Genomic DNA, 18,377 nt, shown 5'->3' on the forward strand with positions numbered 1-18,377 from the left:
ATGTCAGGTTGTAAGCAAACGCTTTCTACGTAAATCTAATTCTCTTAAAGTTGTAATTCTATCGAAATTCCAAGCTGTCGTCAAAGATCGTGTCGAAAAAAGATGATTTATGAAAAAAACTATGAAAATATCGTACGGCTACCTATTCAGATTGTCAATGCATGAGGGGCAATTTATAGCCTTATCATTGACGAAAATGATGGTTTTCTCATATAATTTATGTAACTGAGTTTCATATAGTGAAACGTAAGGGGAGGAGATTCCGGTATGGAAGATCGGAAATTAACAGTACGCGCCGTAGAACGGGCGCTTGACATATTGATGTGCTTCACAAAGAAAGATGACCTTGGGTTAACAGAAATTGCCGCGGAAATTGACCTGCATAAGAGCACGGTGCACCGCTTACTGAATACCCTTGAGGAGAAGGGATTCGTAGTCCGCAATACGTCTACCGAGAAGTACAGATTAGGCCTGAAAATATGGGAGTTGTCCGCGCATCTGTCGCATAATGATGATCCGGCAGTTCTGCTTCTTCCGCAAATGGAGCAGCTCCGCGATCGCCTTGGTGAGACGGTAAGCTTATACTTGCGGGACGGAACCGATCGTTTGCGCATTCAGGCGGTACAGAGTAATCAGGCTATTCGCAGGGTTGCTCCAGTTGGGGCTAGATTGCCGCTGTTCGTCGGCGCCTCCAGTAAGGTCTTGGTGGCCTATGCGGATGAAACGGTTGTTCAGGCTGTTCAGAACAGCCCTGATTGGCCCACCTCCGTGGACCGTGATGCGTATGTGCAGCAATTGCAGGAGATTCGCGAGCAGGGCTATGCTATCAGCTATGAGGAACGTGAGCCCGGGGCTTCAGCGGTCGCAGCTCCGATCTTTGATCGGAACGGCAAAATTGCCGCAGCTCTATCTTTATCCGGTCCGGTCAGCCGCTTGAATCCGCAGAATTTGCATGAGTATGGTCCGATATTGATCGAGGCGGCCAGAGATATGGGGATGATGATTCATCTCGGTTAACTCGATCCTTCTCGGCGCTGAAAGTCTGACTTTGTAAACATGCACTAATATAACAAATCGCGAGTCTCCTGGCCAGAATAAGGCCATGCAGACTCGCGATTTTTTTGTTATAAGATTATTTGAATTCTTGAATCCAGGTGGCAATATCGTCGACGATGTTCTCCGATACATTGGATGGCTGGATATATTCAGCTCCAATTGAGACCCCCTGGTATGAGATTAATAGATGATTCACATTCGGATAAGATTTGAACTTCACATCTTTACGATCCTTCAAGGCAGTCTTCCAGTCCTCGAATTGCTTCATCGGTACCTGCCAGTCATTCTCTCCTTGTAGAATCAGTATCGGGATGCTCTGGCTCTTGGCGAGCTCAGCCGGAACATAGTTCTTCTGCTCGAACCACCAGTACGCAGGCTGCAACGGGAACTGCTCCGGCATATGATCCACTGTATACTGCGGATCATTTACGATGTTGGCAAGCGCAATATACTGAGCGGCCTGCTGCTCATATGGAGCAGCATCGATTCCAAGCTGCTTGACGCGCTGAACGAGCTCCTGTTGTTGTTCAGCCAGTACATCAGCAAACTTGCCGCTTGGTCCAGAGATAACCACGGTTCCCGCTACATTATGGCCTTTGTCCTCAGCGACCAGCAGAGGGATCGCGTACCCGCCTTGGCTATGGCCAGCAACGAAAATCCGTGAAGTATCGATGCTTGCATTGCCCTTGAGCATTTGTACCGCAGCTAATGCATCGTCAACACTCTCTTGCTTCATCGTAAATTTCGGGTTCGTGGCTACTTTGAAGGAATGCTCATAGGTCACCTTGTCATAACGTAATACCGCGATGCCTTGTGAAGCAAGCCCTGCTGCAAGATCACGGAACAGTTTAGTTCCGCCTATGGATGAATCGCGATCATGCGGCCCGGAACCTTGGACGAGCACAATGGCAGGAAAGGGGCCATCCCCTTTAGGTAAGGTGAGTGTCCCCGGCAATGCCAGGCTGCCCTGACCAACAGTCACCTCTTGCTCCGTGTAGCTATCTGGTTTGTCATAGGACGGCTTCTTGTATCCAGAGTCATCAGAGGCAGTCGTTACGTTCAGGTCATCCACTTGCCCGGAAAGGTTCATGCGGACGGTAATTTTGAGCGGAACCATCTCTGATTCGACCCCGTAAGTTACATTTCGGTGTACAGCGTTGACCTTCTCTGTCTTGCTGCCAGTCAGTTTCATCTTACCGTAGACGGTCTCGAAATTGCTCCACAATACCTTTAACAGATTCTCCTGCAGGGCGGTAGCAGAGGATGGGCTGACATATTTGGCGGATTCGGCGCCATCTCCAGCTTGCAGGCCTTGGATGAACAGGTCCGCGGGGTCGGTGGATTGCTGTAATTCCTGAAATAGTTCATTTATGAATTTGGTATCAATTAGAGCGTGTCCTGACACGATGGTGATCGGATGTTCCAGAACTACCTGCTTGCCATTGACAATGGCCTGGCTTTTTCCCGCTTCCAGCTTGATTACAATGTTGCCCTTAGTAATGATGATTGTGTGGGTCTGTTGGTTCCATTTAACATCTGCTCCATATTCAAGTGCTGATTCTCTCAGTGGTGTAAGTGCTGTCGAGCTGCTGAATGAAGGGGCGGCGGAAGCGCCCATAGGCAGCATAAGACTTAGAGCGATCGTGGCTGCAATGGCAGCATTGAGCGGTGTTCTCTTCTTTGACATTACAATTTCCTCCTTAAGAAAAAAGGTATATATTATCTCGCGAAAACATAGGTTAACGCGATGAAACCACCGATACCTAACAGAACCAGCCAGCATAGAGGGTGGCCGAAATTCAGCGTCCAGCCGACGCCTATTCTTTTCTCCATAAATAGGGCTGGATCCTGGCGGTTGAAATAGAACATGCCCAGCTTCCAGTGACTATCGTTATTCACCGGCGCGAGCTTGGAGCCCGCTGCTGGACGACTGATTCTGCTCCCGCCTTGACCTGTCCTGAAAGAGATCAGGAAGGCGAACAGAATGACGAAGATCGGGGTGAGCAAGCTGATAAGCATCAGGCTGTTCACATTGATCTGGCCCAGCATGTTAAGTTGAATCATCGAAAATAGGAGAAGCAGGGCGAAGCTTGACAGCACCGTAAATAGCGACCAGCTGCGGCGGAACACGATATTCTGACGGCGTGATCGCTGCGGATCATCTGCTTGAATCTGCTGTTTACTGTTGCGGATGCTCCAATTGATAAATATGAATAGCAGGGTCATAAAAGTCTGAATGATCGACGGGTAGAGGACTGAGCGATACGATTTGACTGCACTGCGAGTCACATTTCCCATGAGATCGAACTTCATTGGAATAAGGCTTGGTATTTGCTCATAGCGATTCAAGACGGCGATTAGTCCGGCAAGAATAATAACCACATGAATCAAGAACCACTTATTAGAGAGAACCAGTTTGCCTTGGCGGAAGCTCGTATCCACGGCCAGCATCGATGGAGCTGGGGTGGAAGGAAGCGAAGGAAGGAGTTTCTTCATTTTAAAATAATAGATCACATTCATAACTGCTGAGATCAGAATAACCATGACGATATAAGCGCCAATGACTCCGTTCTGCTGTACGGGATTACTGCGGAGAAGTTGGATAATGCAGAGGATGAACAAGACGGCATACAAAATACCGCTGTACATACTATAGGACCTGCGCATACGGTGCAGTGTCTCACTGCGGTAATTGTCCTCACTGACGGTTACACCGAAGCTTATCGTCTCTCGCGTTAAATAAGGCATAGCAGTTAAGGAAATCATCATGGGCAGAAATATAAGGGCAATCAAAAGGGAGGATAGTGTGCTCATGCTAATCATTCTCCTTGTCTGTCTGCGTTATTTCCTGGTATATCCGTTCAACTTCCAATAGCAACTGCTCTCTGCTCATTCCGCGGCAGATCGCTTCTGCGGCGATAGGCTTAAGCTCTCCGCGCATTTTGTTCCGGTAGTTCTTCGTAATCCCCGGCATACCGTCCGGGTTAATGACTACGCCCTTCTGGCGATGCACGAGGATGAATTCGTCTTGCTTGAGCAGCGTATACGCCTTATTGACAGTGTGAAGGTTAATGCCTATATCTGAGGCTAGGCTGCGTACGGAAGGCAGAGGCTCGCCCGGCTTCAAGCGCCCGCTGGCAATGCCCTCAATGATTTGATTTACTAACTGAGTGTATATCGGAAGCTCGGATTGCATATCAAGCTGGATAATCACAGCCGTCACCTTCTTTGTTCTAATTGTTATACTAATAATATAACAGACAACATAAATTAATGTAAACCATAAAAAAAACCTCCCATCCACCCTGAATTCTAAATTCAGGTGAATGGGAGGTCTGCTTATTACAATGAATGTATAATTCCAATCAAATTAGTTCGTCGCGCTGATCATTTGGCGCAGTACAGTCTGCAGAATACCACCATTATGGTAGTAGTCCACATCAACCATGCTGTCGAGGCGGGCGACTGCGGTAAATTCGAAGCTGCTTCCATCTTCGCGCGTTCCCACAACCTTCAACTCTTGTCCTGGCTTAACATCATTGCTCAGGCCGAGAATATCGAAGGTCTCCGTACCATCGATGTTCAGGATCTTCCAGCTCGTTCCTTCCTGGAACTGCAGTGGAAGCACACCCATGCCAACGAGGTTGCTGCGGTGGATTCGTTCGAAGCTCTCCGCGATAACAGCCTTAACGCCCAGCAAGTAAGTTCCTTTGGCTGCCCAGTCACGTGAGCTGCCTGTTCCGTATTCCTTGCCAGCGAGTACGACCAGGTTCTTACCTTCGCTTTGATATTTCATTGCCGCATCATAGATGGACATCACTTCGTCGGTTGGCAAGTACTTCGTTACGCCGCCTTCTGTGCCAGGGGCTACCTGGTTACGGATACGGATGTTAGCGAAGGTACCGCGCATCATGATCTCATGGTTGCCGCGACGAGAGCCGTAGGAGTTGAAGTCCTTGCGGGCCACTCCGCGCTCGTTCAAGTAATACCCGGCAGGGCTGGAAGGCGAGATGTTGCCGGCTGGCGAGATATGGTCGGTTGTAACCGAATCGCCGAGCAGAGCCAGCACGCTGGCACTGTGGATATCAGCGATATCCTGCATGCCATCGCCAATCTTCTCGAAGAACGGCGGATTCTGAATGTAGGTTGATTTCTCATCCCATTCATAGAGCTCGCCCTGAGGGACAGCAATCGAATTCCAGCGTTCATTTTGCGTAAAGACATGCTCATATTTGCTGCGGAACATCTCTGGACTAATCGAAGAAGCGATTGCTTCCTTGATCTCCATCGAAGTTGGCCAGATATCCTTCAGATAAACTGGCTCACCTTGTTGGTCATAGCCGAGCGGATCATTCTGGAGGTCGATGTTCACCGTACCAGCGATTGCATAGGCAACGACGAGCGGAGGCGAAGCGAGATAGTTCGCTTTGACCTGCGCGTGAACTCGTCCTTCGAAGTTACGGTTCCCGGACAATACAGCGGCAACTGTCAGGTCGTTATCGGCAATCGCGCTGCCGACTTCCTCTGGAAGCGGTCCGGAGTTGCCGATACAGGTAGCACAGCCGTAGCCTGCTACGTAGAAGCCGAGCTTCTCCAACGGAACGATCAGACCGGACTTCTGTAAATATTCGGTGACGACGAGCGAGCCTGGAGTCAAGCTGCTCTTCACATATCCTGGCTTGGTCAGGCCGCGTTCCACAGCCTTCTTAGCAAGCAGACCAGCGCCCAGCATTACACTAGGGTTGGATGTGTTCGTACAGCTTGTAATTGCTGCAATAACTACAGCACCTGGAGCGAGCTCGCTTGTGCTTCCGTCAGGATGAGTGACCGGAACACGCTGCGTAATCTTCTCGTCGCTCAAGCCGTAGCCGCCTTTATCAATAGGAGTACGGATAATATCGTTGAATTTGTTCTTCATCTCAGTGAGCTCAATCCGGTCTTGCGGACGCTTAGGCCCAGCCAAGCTCGGTACGACCATAGCGAGGTCCAACTCAATCAGATCCGAGAACTCTGGATCAGCAGTCTCATTGGTGCGGAACATGCCTTGCGCTTTGTAGTAGGCTTCAACGAGCGCGATTTGCTCTTCGCTGCGGCCTGTGCTGCGCATGTAAGCAAGCGTCTCTTTGTCAACCGGGAAGTAACCGATCGTAGCGCCGTATTCCGGTGCCATGTTGGCTACGGTTGCGCGGTCAGCGAGGCTGATGTTAGTCAGGCCAGGTCCGTAGAACTCAACGAATTTGCCAACAACGCCTTTTTTGCGCAGCATTTCTGTAACCGTCAAGGCCAGGTCTGTTGCTGTCGCGCCTTCGCTCAAGCTGCCGGTCAATTTGAAGCCGATGACTTCTGGTGCTACAAAATAAAGCGGTTGTCCGAGCATGCCGGCTTCTGCCTCAATACCTCCAACGCCCCAGCCGACAACACCCAGGCCGTTGATCATCGTCGTATGAGAATCCGTTCCGACCAGGGAGTCTGGATATACTACCGTCTCACCATCTACGGTCTTCGTAGCGGCTACCGAGGCGAGGTATTCCAGGTTAACCTGGTGTACGATTCCGGTTGCAGGCGGTACCGCGCGGAAGTTGTTGAATGCGGTCTGTGCCCAGCGCAGGAAGCGATAACGTTCTTCATTCCGTTCGAATTCAATGTTCATATTATATTCGAGAGCATCAGGGGAACCAAAGGCATCAACCATGACAGAGTGGTCGATAACGAGATCGACGGGAACGAGCGGATTGATCTGCTTCGGATCACCGCCAGCTTTCTTCACGGTATCGCGCATAGCCGCCAGATCGACGACAACCGGTACGCCGGTGAAGTCCTGCAGCACGATTCTTGCCGGGATAAATGGGATCTCTTTGTTCTCATCGCGGCCCTCGGCCCAGCCAGCGATTTGCTTCACATGTTCTTCAGTAATAGCTCTGCCGTCATATTGGCGGATAGCCGCCTCCAGCAATACCTTAATCGAGAACGGCAGCTTGGAAATTTGGCCAAGCCCTTGCTGTTCCAGCGTCTGCAGGTCATAGTAGCGATAGTTCTTACCACCAACAGACAGTTGACGGGCAGCAGTGAAAAAATCGTTCTTTGACATGAATGTACCTCCTTGTTCCGTTAGGTGAAACACAATTTCAAATTCACTACCTTAAGTATAGCTTCCCCACCGAAGTGAGTAAAGTGTTTTTTGTCCAGTTGCTTCTGCTGTTAGCGTTACCCATTTCGGATCGATGTCATCAAGCCCGGGCGAGTAAACAAGGATACCTCTAGTTAGTACATACTCATTATTATGCGTTCATATAAATAGAATGGGAATGTATTTGAAGGGGGCGAGAACCATGGCGGACGAATGGAGAAGAGTACTGACGAAGTACGTAAATCAGCTTAATCAGGATGAGGTCGATTACCGGGTGTGCTCGGAGGATTCCGTCGTGACCGATCTGGATTATTTGATCCGCAGCGGGGAACGTAAACATAGGCTGGAGATGTGGTACAGGGAACGGGGGGCAGCTCCAGTTCGATGCGAGACGAAGGCGCGACTGATTCGTGAGATCGAGCATCGGGCAGGTGAGCTGGAAGTGGAGCTGATGCTGTTGCAGAAGATCTATTATGATAAGGGCGGAGCCAGGCATCAGGAGCAGCGGGTCGATCAGCAGCGCCTGACACTCCTGCGCGAGGGGGATGGCTGGACGGTGTCTCGCGTGTATCAGCCTATTCCGGAGCGGAGCGCTCCGGTGAATGTTGCCTCCATCTACAATCAGGATTACACAGGAAAGGCCGGTCCGTCCCGTCCTTATCTGAATCATCAAATTCTCGGTGCGGGCGGGTCCCAGCGAAGCACAGCTTATCGGCGTGAAGACGCAGTATTGTACGCAGATCGCTGGTGGGACAGCTTTAATCCGGAATTTGCCCAATTTGAAGTCGATTGCACCAGTTATATCTCCCAATGTCTCTTTGCAGGCGGAGCCCCAATAAACTATACTGGAAAAAGAGAATCGGGCTGGTGGTATAAAGGATATGTAGGCAAACAGGAGGCCTGGAGCTATAGCTGGGCGGTGGCGAATGCCCTTCAGCTATATTTGACCCATAGCAACTCTCATTTGCGTGCGGAGATCGTTGACCGTCCTGAACTGCTTCAGTTGGGAGATGTCATTATTTACGACTGGGATGGGAACGGTGCATATCAGCACAGTACGATCGTCACCGCCTTTGACGCGGGCGGCATGCCGCTTGTGAATGCACATACAACGCCAAGCCAGCATCGCTACTGGGACTATCGGGATTCCTACGCCTGGACCGAGGATACTGTATATCGGTTTTTCCATATAGCGGATCGCTTCTGACATCAGGGAGTTTCAATCGATCAAGACGTGTATTTATATTTAGAAAAGAGGTTACCCATGGGACAGGACAAATTGACTGTAGGACTGATTTACGGAGGCAAATCTGGGGAACACGAGGTGTCGCTACAGACGGCTCTGGCAGTCATGCAGGCTTTTGATTACGAGAAATATGAATTGCTGCCTTTCTATATTACGAAGCAGGGGGAGTGGAGAGTCGGCAGCAATCAATCCGCTCCTTTTACCGCGTTAGAACAATTAAAGCTGGAATCGGATGCGGGGGATACAAGCGTGGCGATTAATACGCTGTTCAGTAAGCTGGCAACGGGTGAAGCGAAGATTGATGTCGCCTTCCCGCTTCTGCATGGCACCAATGGTGAAGACGGCACGATTCAAGGCTTGTTCGAGATGGCGAACATTCCATATGTAGGAGCAGGCGTATTGGCTTCGGCTGCTGGTATGGACAAAGTGATTATGAAGAAGCTGTTCGCCGATGCAGAAATTGAGCAGTGCGGGTACTGTTATTTCACAGATAGTGAATGGGAGCGCGATAGCTTTACACAGATTCAGCAGGTTGAGGAGAAGCTGGGGTATCCTTGCTTCATTAAACCGGCTAATCTTGGCTCCAGCGTCGGGATATCGAAGGCGAAGACGAGAGAGGAGCTTATAAGCTCTGTTAAGCTAGCGCTCCGTTATGATACTAAGGTCATCGTAGAGGAATTCGTTGAAGCCCGCGAGGTTGAGGTTGGGGTGCTTGGCAACGATATTCCGCTGGCTTCCGTACCAGGAGAAATCGTATCCTCTGGCGAATATTACGATTATCAAGCTAAATATCTCGACGGCAAATCGCAAATGCTGATCCCAGCCCCGCTTGATACCGAGCTGGCTGAACGCATTCGCGATGTGGCGGTCAAAGCCTTTAAGGCGATCGCTTGCAATGGATTGTGCCGGGCTGACTTCTTTATACGCAAGACAGACGGTCGTATCCTGATTAACGAAGTGAACACAATGCCAGGCTTCACTCCATACAGCATGTACCCGCTATTGTGGAGAGAGACAGGACTCTCTTATGAGACGCTGCTTGACCGACTGATCGAGCTGGCAATGGAACGGTTCGCGAAGAGACAGGATCTGTTCTTTGAGAACGGGATTAATTAATCTGGCAAGACGAATTAGGAACAGAATGAATTCAGGACGGAAAGGGAGATGAGCATGGGGTTCCAGACAGAATTTAATTCGGTATGTAAATTTAAGAATGAACAGGAGCTGTTCGACCTGTTGGAATATGGTCGCGGCAAGATGCGCAAGGAGGGATTGCGCGTATTCCCGACCGGGCAGAAGGTCATTGCTTATAGCCCGGATAATAAGGCTGTAGCCATAGTGAAGATCACCGCCTGTGTTGCTGAGATTAACTTCAACGGTGAAGAGGTGACCGCAGTAGAGTTGGATCTGGTACGTCCACTGACGGATGAAGAATCCGCGATCCAAACTGCGCTTGCTTACGAGATGTTCTTCGGAGAGGCCAAGTAGTTGAGCCCCTTTCGCTCAGGAGCTTGTCTCGGTCAATTGTGGTTCATTTGCCTAGGCCATATTGAGGGACAAGCTTTTGAGACGAAGCTTATTGAATCGCGGTCGCTCCTCCTTGAAGATTGCGATTGGGTTTATTATCAAAGGGGGACTTTTTAAATAACCTCTGATATGAATTGCCTTCAGGTTTATTTTTCCTGATGGCGGGAACTCTGTAAATAGAAGATCTGATTTAGTTGATTCATATTCGTAAGAGGGGTTCGTAATTGGCCGTACTATGTGGCTGGTTACGGACTTTTTATATAAATGGTGGTATATTAAATACAGATCGATTTGCAGCTATTCAGCCTGATTTCCTACACAAATCGCTTAAATGATGCAACTTTGCGCCATTCGGGGCGTATATTTTAAAAAAGGTAAAAATTGAAAGATTCATAGAAGAGCTATGCAAGTTGAAAATCAATTAGAAAGTAGTGTGAAACCATTGGAACCTAAGCCTAAAATTCCATACGTAGTAGGAAGCAAGAGTCCGACGGCTGTGGCGATCAACAGTGCCTCCAAAGCGGGAGAATGGATTAAGAGCCGGCTTGGACTAATTAAGGAGATAAATACGAAATGTTCACCACAGGATCTGGTCACCGATGTTGATAAAGGGGCAGAGCTGATGATTCGTAAGCTGATTCTGACGCATTTTCCGGATCATGCGATCCTTGGGGAAGAGAGTGTTGATCCCGGCGCTGAAGCATCCGCGAATGCATTGACAGAGGCGAAGAAGGAAGCTGAATACTTATGGATCATTGATCCGATCGACGGGACGACGAATTTTGTGCAAGGCTATCCCTTCTTCTGTGTGTCGATTGCCTTGGCCTATCGTGGTGAAGTCATTATAGGCGTAATTTATGATCCAATCCGCGACGAGATGTTCGTTGCCGAGAAGGGCAAGGGAGCATATGTTCATGGCAACCCAACGCGGGTGTCTCGAGACGATAAGCTCGCAGACAGCGTCCTGGCGGTTGGCTTCAACCCGGACCGTGAGGTTGCGCTGCCAGTTAATATGAAAGGGATCACCGCACTATCGGATAGAACTCGCAGCCTGCGCGCCGCCGGCTCTGCAGCCTTGCATCTTGCCTATGTCGCCGCTGGTCGACTTAGTGGTTATTATGAGGTTGGTCTGAATGCATGGGATATTGCCGCAGGTGCTCTGCTGGTCAAGGAGTCGGGAGGTATCGTTACCGACACGGTAGGCAATCCTTATGATATTGGCGTTCGACGCCTGGTGGCCACCAATGGCAAAATCCATCAGGAGCTGCTCGATGTGCTGAAGACTGCCGAAGCCACTGGGGTCTAGCGATACATCCTGTGAAGACCGGATTCTGATTCGAAAAGGAGTTCAAATACCATGAGCGATGAGAAAGATCTGGAACGGGAATTGAATGAACTGTTGACGGAAGGCGAGCCGATTAGCGAGGAGGAGCGCCGCGCAGAAGAACGGCGCCGCTTGTCCCCACGATATGAGATAAGGATTCAGACACAGCTTGACCCGATCGTGGAAGAGACGTTCAAATACCGTAAAATCGCCAAGGAAGTTGATGACCGATACGATAATTATTTGAGGAAAACGGGACATATGGATAAAGAGAAAAGCGATAATGAGTCATAACATCTTCAGATCCCTATCTCTTATCGAAGCCAAGTCTGATTAATGAAAATATATACTTGTAAAGATATAACGGATACCACCATGGACTGGATGGGGTATCCGTTTTTCTATGCCTGAATACATTCTATATTACGTTTCTTCCTTAATCGCAACAATCCGTAGTCGCTTGTAGTCCCCGTACCATTCACCGCCAACCAGCAGATCTTGTTCAGCGGATTTGGCGATGAGCTGAATCGCCTGTTCCTTATCAGGCTCGCTTAGGGAATACAGAAATGAATCCTCAGCAAATAAACGGAGCCAATGCTGCATGCCCATTGCTCCACCCTCCAGCTTGGTAGGCCGGTCGAAATGTACGGCATAGGTTACTCGAAAACCGTGCTCTTCTAATAAACTGCTGTATTCACCGAGACTTGGAAAATACCAGGGATCGAGCGGCTTGGCATCAATGCCATAATTCGCGTCAAGTACTTTGGTAATGTGCTGGACGATGAGGTCGACATTTCCTTTACCGCCGAATTCGGCAATGAATCTGCCTCCGCAATCTAAGGCGCGATAGACGGATTTGACTACATTTCCGGCATCTTTGACCCAATGCAGCGCGGCATTGGAGAAAACGGCTTGAACAGGCCGTTCCACGGAGAAATGGGCTGCATTCTGAACTTTAAACTTCAGATCTGGATATTTGAGTCGGGCCTGCTGAATCATCGTCTCCGATAAATCAAAGCCGCTGACAACGGCTCCTGTCTTGGCAATCTCATAAGAGATATCCCCTGTACCACAGCCGAGGTCAATGATTTCTTCTCCTACCTGTGCGTTCAAGAGCTCGAGCACATCCTTGCCGTATTCGGATACAAACCTAAATTTCGTATCGTAGAGCTTGGCGTTCCATACCTGTCTTGCCTCCATAACCGGACCACCTCCATATGAATTGTCTTTATTGTGACATACAAATTCGCATTGGTTAAATATATAAATTCAATCTCACTAATAGGTTAATCCTATTAATAGAGGGAATCCAGTTCAAGTTCAGTAAGATCACGCATAAGCTCATTAGTCCTGGACATTCGCGCAGAGCGATTTTTTGGCTAATCTGGAGGAAGGGCATGCCAGAACAGAATGAATATTCAATAGGGAGAGATCAAATATGCCGAAGATAGCGGATAAATATTTAGTCGTTGATCCATGGAAGGTCGTTGAGGAAGGGTTCGATCCGCAGCGCAGCCGGGTGTCGGAATCTATTTTCTCGTTGGGCAATGAATATATGGGGGTTCGCGGCTATGCCGAGGAAGGTTATAGTGGTGACACGTTAATAGGCAGTTATTTCAATGGATTGTTCGAAGAGAGTGAGGTTGGGGCGCACTATAAGGGAATCATTCGCTCATTGCGCTTTATGGTCAACGGGGTTGACTGGCTCTATACACGCATTACGATCGACGATGAGACCTTTGATATGGGAACGAGCAAGTTCTCGAATTTTCGCAGGGAGCTGGACTTCAAGCGTGGCGTATATACGCGTCAGCTTATCTGGCATTTGCAGAATGGAAAGAGCGTGCAGTTATTCTTTGAAAGGCTGGTAAGTATGGAGGTATCGATCCTGGGGTGTCAGAGGCTCGTGTTGAAGCCGCTTAACTTCACCGGTACAGCCCAGGTGATCATGGGTCTTGACTTTGCAACGATCCATGAAGATCAGAATACAAGATACTGGGAAACTGTAAAGCAGGACCGTCAACGCGGAATTAGCGGAATGCTGGGTCAGACAGCGAATACGGGAAATCGGCTGTTCTCAAGCTATCGGCTTGCTCTGCCTGAGGGAGCTAAAAGCACAGCATTAAGTGAAGAAAATTTCATAGGCGATGAGATCATCCTGAAGCTGAATAAGGAAGAAGAGACTGTGGTAGATAAGCTGGTTATCAATTGTGCAGATAAGGATCGGGAGCAGAGCGATGTTGAAGTCTGGTCCAAGGGCATGAAGCTGGCTAAGCAGTACGCCCAGGTGGACTACCAGACAGCTGCGGAGCAGCAGGAGCAGTATTGGGCGAAGGTATGGAAGCATTCCGACATCGTGATCGAGGGGGACCCTGAGAATCAGCAAGGGATTCGTTTCTGTATTTTCCAATTGTATCAGACCTATCATGGCGACAATCCGGGCTTCAACATTGGGGCGAAAGGGCTCACCGGGGAAGCTTATCGCGGCCTGGCCTTCTGGGATACGGAGTCCTACTGTCTGCCGTTCTATATCTTTAATAACCCGAAGGCGGCGCGCAGCTTGCTGGAGTTCCGGTACAAGACATTGCCGCAGGCGTTAGAGAGGGCGAAGGAGCTTGACTGTGCAGGGGCGTTCTATCCGATTGCGACGATCGATGGGACGGAGAGCTGTGACCTATGGCAGCATTCCAATTTACAACTGCATGTAGGTACGGCAGTGGCTTATGGGATTCGTCATTATGTGAATATTACAGGCGACAGGGCATTTTTATATGAAAAAGGTTTGGAGATGCTGATTCAGATCAGCCGTTTCTATGCGACCCGTGGGCAGTGGGGACAGAAGAGCGGCAAATACGGTTATTTCGGGGTGATGGGGCCGGATGAGTTCCAGCTTATGGTGAACAACAACTGTTACATCAACTTGATGGCGAAGAAGCTGTTCGAGTATACACTACAGACGATTGCTGAGATGGAGCAGGCTGATCTGGCCGTCTTTGCAGCGCTGACGGATCGCCTGGGGTTGACGATGCAGGAGCAGATAGATTGGAAGAACAAGGCTGACAATATGAAGATACCTTATGATGACGAGACGGGAATCTACGAGGAGCATGACGGTTTCTTCGATATGCCGCATCTGGATATTCATTCGATCCCGGTGACCGAGTTTCCACTCTATTCGCACTGGTCCTATGATCGTCTCTATCGCTATGACATGATTAAGCAGCCAGATGTGCTTATGTTCATGTTCCTGTACAGTGGGGAGTTCTCAGTCGAGGCGAAACGGGCTAATTACGATTATTACGAGACGAGATGTATCCATGAGTCGTCGCTGTCTCCATCGATTCATTCAATTCTGGCTGCGGAGATTGGCAGACCTGCGGAAGCTTACAAGTTCTTCGAATTCGCAACTCGGCTAGATCTCGACAATTATAACCGTAATACGAGAGAGGGACTGCATACGACCTCGATTGCCGCAGCGTGGATGAATATTGTTTATGGCTTCGGGGGAATGCGCTCGGATGGAGATAAGCTGATCTTCAACCCGACGATTCCGGAGCGCTGGAGCCAATATTCCTTCCCGATCACTTATCAGGGAACCGAGCTCGCGGTCGATGTGAACCAGCAGCGGGTGAAGATTAGTGTACGCAGCGGCGATCCCGCTTCGATCCATATCTATGGCCAGGACTATATCGTTGGCCCGGCAGGGATTGTGCTGGATTTGAAGAAGGAGGGATGAACGATGAGCTGGATCATTCGAGAGAGCGGCTTCGATCAGGAACGAATCGCCATCTACGGCAATAAATTTATGAGCGGTAACGGCTATATGGGTTATCGCGGTACGCTGGATGAGTTCATGCGTTCTGAGCTAACGGCAACCATTCTGGCCGGATTATACGATAAAGTAGGCGATAAATGGCGTGAGCCCATCAACGCACCGAACGGATTATCTACCACAGTGATATGCGACGGTGTTACATTAAGCGTGCTCGAGCGTGAGCCGCTTGAGCACGAGCAGGAGCTGGATATACGCCACGGCGTGCATCGTCGCAGGACGGTATATCCGGCTAAGGGCGGCGGAACCGTTACTATTGAGTCGGAGCGCTTCTGCAGCTTGCAGCGTCTGCACCTGCTCGTCAATCGAGTAACGATAACTAGTAGCCAGGATTGCGAGCTAATCATAACTACAGGAATCGACGGGCGAATATGGGATATCAACGGTCCACATCTGGAGCGGATGGAGGGAACAATCCAGGCAGGAGCACAGGGAGAGACAATGACTTGTACCAGTTGGACACATGAACTGAACATTCCGGTCACGGTTAGCCATTCCCTTGCGTGCGGATTCGGGAAGCAGCGCTCCGTAGACTCCGACGACTTCCTTGGTAAAGAAATCCGCTTGCAGGCAGAAGCGGGCAAGAGCTATACCTTCCACAAGTATGTGTCCGTATTTACCGGTTTGGATGAAGCTGCGGATACAATTACGGCGGCATTCAAGGATAGCCAGGAGGCCACGGAGATTGGATATGAGGCACTGTATGCCGAGCATACGGACTGCTGGGAGCGAAAATGGAAGGAGTCTGATGTTCGCATCGAAGGGGATGACGAGGCTCAACTCGCCCTTCGCTACAGCCTTTACCAGCTGCATATCATTGCCCCGGGACATTCGGAGAAGTTGTCGATCCCAGCGCGGGGCTTATCAGGACAGGTATATAAAGGCGCAATCTTCTGGGATACGGAGATGTTCATGCTCCCGTTCTTCTTGTATACTCAGCCAGGCGTCGCCCGCAATCTGATGATGTACCGAGTTCATACGCTGGACGGCGCGCGCAGGAAGGCGGCGGAGTACGGCTATGAAGGAGCGTTCTACGCCTGGGAGAGCCAGGAGAACGGGAATGATGCTTGCACCCTGTTCAATGTCAATGATGTATTCACTGGGCGTCCGATGCGGACTTATTTCCGCGATAAGCAAGTGCACATCAGCGCGGATGTAGCTTATGGCATCTGGCAGTATTTCATCTTCACCGGAGATGACAGCATTTTGCTGGACGGCGGAGCTGAGACAGTGCTGGAATGCGCCCGCTTCTTCTACTCCTACGCTTACTATAATTCTTTTAAATCCCGCTATGAGATTCTGGATGTGACCGGGCCGGATGAGTATCATGAGCGGGTGAACAATAACGCCTTCACGAATGCGATGGTTAAGCGTTGTCTGCATGTCTCCCTGGAGGTTCTCGATTATTTACAGAGTAAATATCCAGACGTGGCTGAGTCCCTTATGGTGGATAGCCGAATCAAGCCAGAGCAGCTTCGCGATATGCACGAGCGCCTGTATATCCCGCAGCCTGCCGAGGGAACTGGAGTGATCGAGCAGTTCGACCGCTACTTCACGCTTGAGGACGTAACGCTGGAGCAGCTGAAATCGCGAGTCCTGAACAAGCATGAATATCTTGGCGGCGGTAACGGACTGGCGACAACGACACAAATTTTGAAGCAAGCCGACGTTGTCCTGATGCTCCATCTGTTCAAGGATGAGTTCAGCAGGGCGATCAAGCAACGCAACTGGGAGTATTATGAGCCTCGCACAGAGCATGGATCGAGCTTAAGCTCCTGTATTTATGCGTTAGTAGCCGCAGATATCGGTTTATCGGATTGGGCATACCCTTATTTCAAACGCACGGCTACGATTGATCTAACCGGGGACTCGAAGCAGTATGTCGGCGATTTGTATATCGGGGGAACTCATCCCGCGGCGAACGGGGGAGCATGGATGGCCGCGATACTCGGTTTTTCGGGGCTGAGGTTTGACGGAGAATCCGTGTCCATTGCCCCATCCTTGCCTGAAGCATGGAGCTCGGTCAGCTTCCCATTGCGGCTGAGAGGGGCAAGCTTTACCGTTACGATCGAAGCGGATCAGGTCCAGGTAGAGGCTGCGGAAGAGAATAAGGTTTCGATCGAGTTCCGAATTAAGCGACGGGTTGGCGAGGGGACAGAGATAACAGATTCAGAAGTTGCAGCTAGTTTAGAGAACGTAATGGCAGCCCCGGGCCAGATTCTATCTATTGCCTTGTAGTAGAGGGCTAGAAAAAATGCCACGAATCAGCAGGGAAAACAGTTAGTGAGTACTTGATAGAGAGGGAGAGGAAGATATGCTGGATACGATGCGAGGCGCGATCTTTGATCTGGATGGAGTGATTGTGGATACTGCAAAATATCATTATTTGGCCTGGCGTACGCTCGCTGAACGGCTCGGATTTGAGTTTACGGAAGCGGATAACGAACGTCTCAAAGGGGTAAGCCGGGTGGAATCCCTGAAGATTCTGCTCGAGATTGGCGGTGTAGAGGCTGGCGAAGCGGAGCGCCTCAAGATGGCTGAGGAGAAAAATAAGGAGTACATCGAGTATATTTCACGACTTGAGCCATTTGAGATTTTACCGGGCGCCAAGGAGTACCTGCAGCAACTGCGCCAGCAGGGCGTGAAGATTGCGCTCGGCTCGGCCAGCAAGAATGCAGCGTTCATTCTTGATCGGCTGGGTATCGCGGAGCTGTTCGACGCGGTGATTGACGGTACGAAGGTGTCCAAGGCGAAGCCGGACCCGGAGGTGTTCCTGACAGCTAGTAGGGCGCTTGATCTGGTTCCGGCCGACTGCGTCGTGTTCGAGGACGCGGCAGTAGGCGTGGAGGCCGGCAAGGCTGCAGGCTGCAGTGTAGTCGGCATCGGCAGCCCAGAGGTGCTGTTCGCGGCTGACAAAGTGATCACGGGGCTGGATGAACTGGTCGGGTAATGACAGGTAGATGCTGTGTAAACTGCAGATCATGTACGGCGGTCAATGGTATAGTTAATGTAGAGTTGATTCATAGATTTGGCGAGTATGAGCATGAGCATAGAGCATGGATGGAAGCTATGAGCTGAAAGATCAAATGGGGTTGACCACCGTTATATAAAGCCAGTAAGGAGTTATCCGATAGTAGTGTTTTTACTACTTGAGGATAGCTTTTTTTTTTGCAATCTGGATGCGCTCGAACTCTAACGAAACTGGATATCGTTATTTAGGTCCAAAAGTGCTGTTTTAAAGTGTAACGAAACTAGGTATCGCTAT

The 18,377-nt window shown here is 49.9% G+C and carries 14 protein-coding genes; 9 read left to right on the forward strand and 5 right to left on the reverse strand.

The features are described 5' to 3' along the window. Positions 1–267: 267 nt before the first annotated feature. Positions 268–1,017 (forward strand): IclR family transcriptional regulator, encoded by a 750-nt coding sequence (locus tag EI981_RS03705; protein ID WP_126995570.1) that lies wholly within the window; start codon positions 268–270, stop codon positions 1,015–1,017. Between the two features lie 115 nt (positions 1,018–1,132). Here the strand turns inward: EI981_RS03705 and EI981_RS03710 are convergent, their stop codons facing one another. The 4 genes from EI981_RS03710 to acnA all read right to left on the reverse strand — a co-directional run bounded on the left by EI981_RS03710 (position 1,133) and on the right by acnA (position 7,144). Further along, positions 1,133–2,743 (reverse strand): alpha/beta hydrolase family protein, encoded by a 1,611-nt coding sequence (locus EI981_RS03710; RefSeq protein ID WP_126995572.1) that lies wholly within the window; start codon positions 2,741–2,743, stop codon positions 1,133–1,135. A 32-nt stretch (positions 2,744–2,775) separates the two neighbouring features. Continuing rightward, a complete protein-coding gene (locus tag EI981_RS03715; RefSeq protein ID WP_126995574.1) occupies positions 2,776–3,870 on the reverse strand; it encodes a DUF1648 domain-containing protein in 1,095 nt (364 codons plus the stop codon). Position 3,871: 1 nt separating this feature from the next. Further along, complete coding sequence (locus EI981_RS03720) at positions 3,872–4,270, reverse strand: GntR family transcriptional regulator (protein WP_126995576.1); 399 nt, start codon at positions 4,268–4,270, stop codon at positions 3,872–3,874. Between the two features lie 156 nt (positions 4,271–4,426). After that, positions 4,427–7,144, reverse strand: coding sequence for an aconitate hydratase AcnA (acnA, locus tag EI981_RS03725; RefSeq protein ID WP_126995578.1), 2,718 nt, complete (start codon positions 7,142–7,144; stop codon positions 4,427–4,429). Between the two features lie 241 nt (positions 7,145–7,385). Between acnA and EI981_RS03730 the strand changes: the two genes are divergently transcribed. The 5 genes from EI981_RS03730 (at position 7,386) to EI981_RS03750 (ending at position 11,574) form a co-directional block, all read left to right on the forward strand. Next, on the forward strand, positions 7,386–8,390 hold the full coding sequence (locus EI981_RS03730; RefSeq protein WP_126995580.1) for an amidase domain-containing protein: 1,005 nt from the start codon (positions 7,386–7,388) through the stop codon (positions 8,388–8,390). A gap of 57 nt (positions 8,391–8,447) precedes the next feature. Then, on the forward strand, positions 8,448–9,545 hold the full coding sequence (locus tag EI981_RS03735) for a D-alanine--D-alanine ligase (RefSeq protein ID WP_126995582.1): 1,098 nt from the start codon (positions 8,448–8,450) through the stop codon (positions 9,543–9,545). Positions 9,546–9,599: 54 nt separating this feature from the next. Continuing rightward, on the forward strand, positions 9,600–9,917 hold the full coding sequence (locus tag EI981_RS03740) for a hypothetical protein (RefSeq protein WP_127004312.1): 318 nt from the start codon (positions 9,600–9,602) through the stop codon (positions 9,915–9,917). 442 nt (positions 9,918–10,359) lie between these two features. After that, positions 10,360–11,262, forward strand: a complete 903-nt coding sequence (locus EI981_RS03745; protein ID WP_126995584.1) for an inositol monophosphatase family protein — start codon at positions 10,360–10,362, stop codon at positions 11,260–11,262. 51 nt (positions 11,263–11,313) lie between these two features. Next, positions 11,314–11,574, forward strand: a complete 261-nt coding sequence (locus tag EI981_RS03750) for a hypothetical protein (protein WP_126995586.1) — start codon at positions 11,314–11,316, stop codon at positions 11,572–11,574. Positions 11,575–11,703: 129 nt separating this feature from the next. Here EI981_RS03750 and EI981_RS03755 read toward each other — a convergent pair whose 3' ends face one another. Continuing rightward, positions 11,704–12,480 carry a class I SAM-dependent methyltransferase gene (locus EI981_RS03755; RefSeq protein WP_126995588.1) on the reverse strand — a complete coding sequence of 259 codons (777 nt, stop codon included), beginning with the start codon at positions 12,478–12,480 and terminating at the stop codon, positions 11,704–11,706. A gap of 238 nt (positions 12,481–12,718) precedes the next feature. On the opposite strand from EI981_RS03755, the gene EI981_RS03760 reads away from it, so the two are divergent. From EI981_RS03760 to pgmB, 3 genes are all read left to right on the forward strand, one after another. Next, positions 12,719–15,016: a glycoside hydrolase family 65 protein gene (locus EI981_RS03760; protein WP_126995590.1), complete on the forward strand. Its 2,298-nt coding sequence runs from the start codon at positions 12,719–12,721 to the stop codon at positions 15,014–15,016. Between the two features lie 3 nt (positions 15,017–15,019). After that, positions 15,020–17,350, forward strand: a complete 2,331-nt coding sequence (locus EI981_RS03765; RefSeq protein WP_126995592.1) for a glycoside hydrolase family 65 protein — start codon at positions 15,020–15,022, stop codon at positions 17,348–17,350. A gap of 76 nt (positions 17,351–17,426) precedes the next feature. Then, entirely contained in the window at positions 17,427–18,062 is a 636-nt protein-coding gene (gene pgmB / locus EI981_RS03770; protein WP_126995594.1) for a beta-phosphoglucomutase, read from the forward strand. Positions 18,063–18,377 lie beyond the last annotated feature (315 nt).

Source organism: Paenibacillus lutimineralis (assembly GCF_003991425.1).
Classification (GTDB): domain Bacteria; phylum Bacillota; class Bacilli; order Paenibacillales; family Paenibacillaceae; genus Fontibacillus; species Fontibacillus lutimineralis.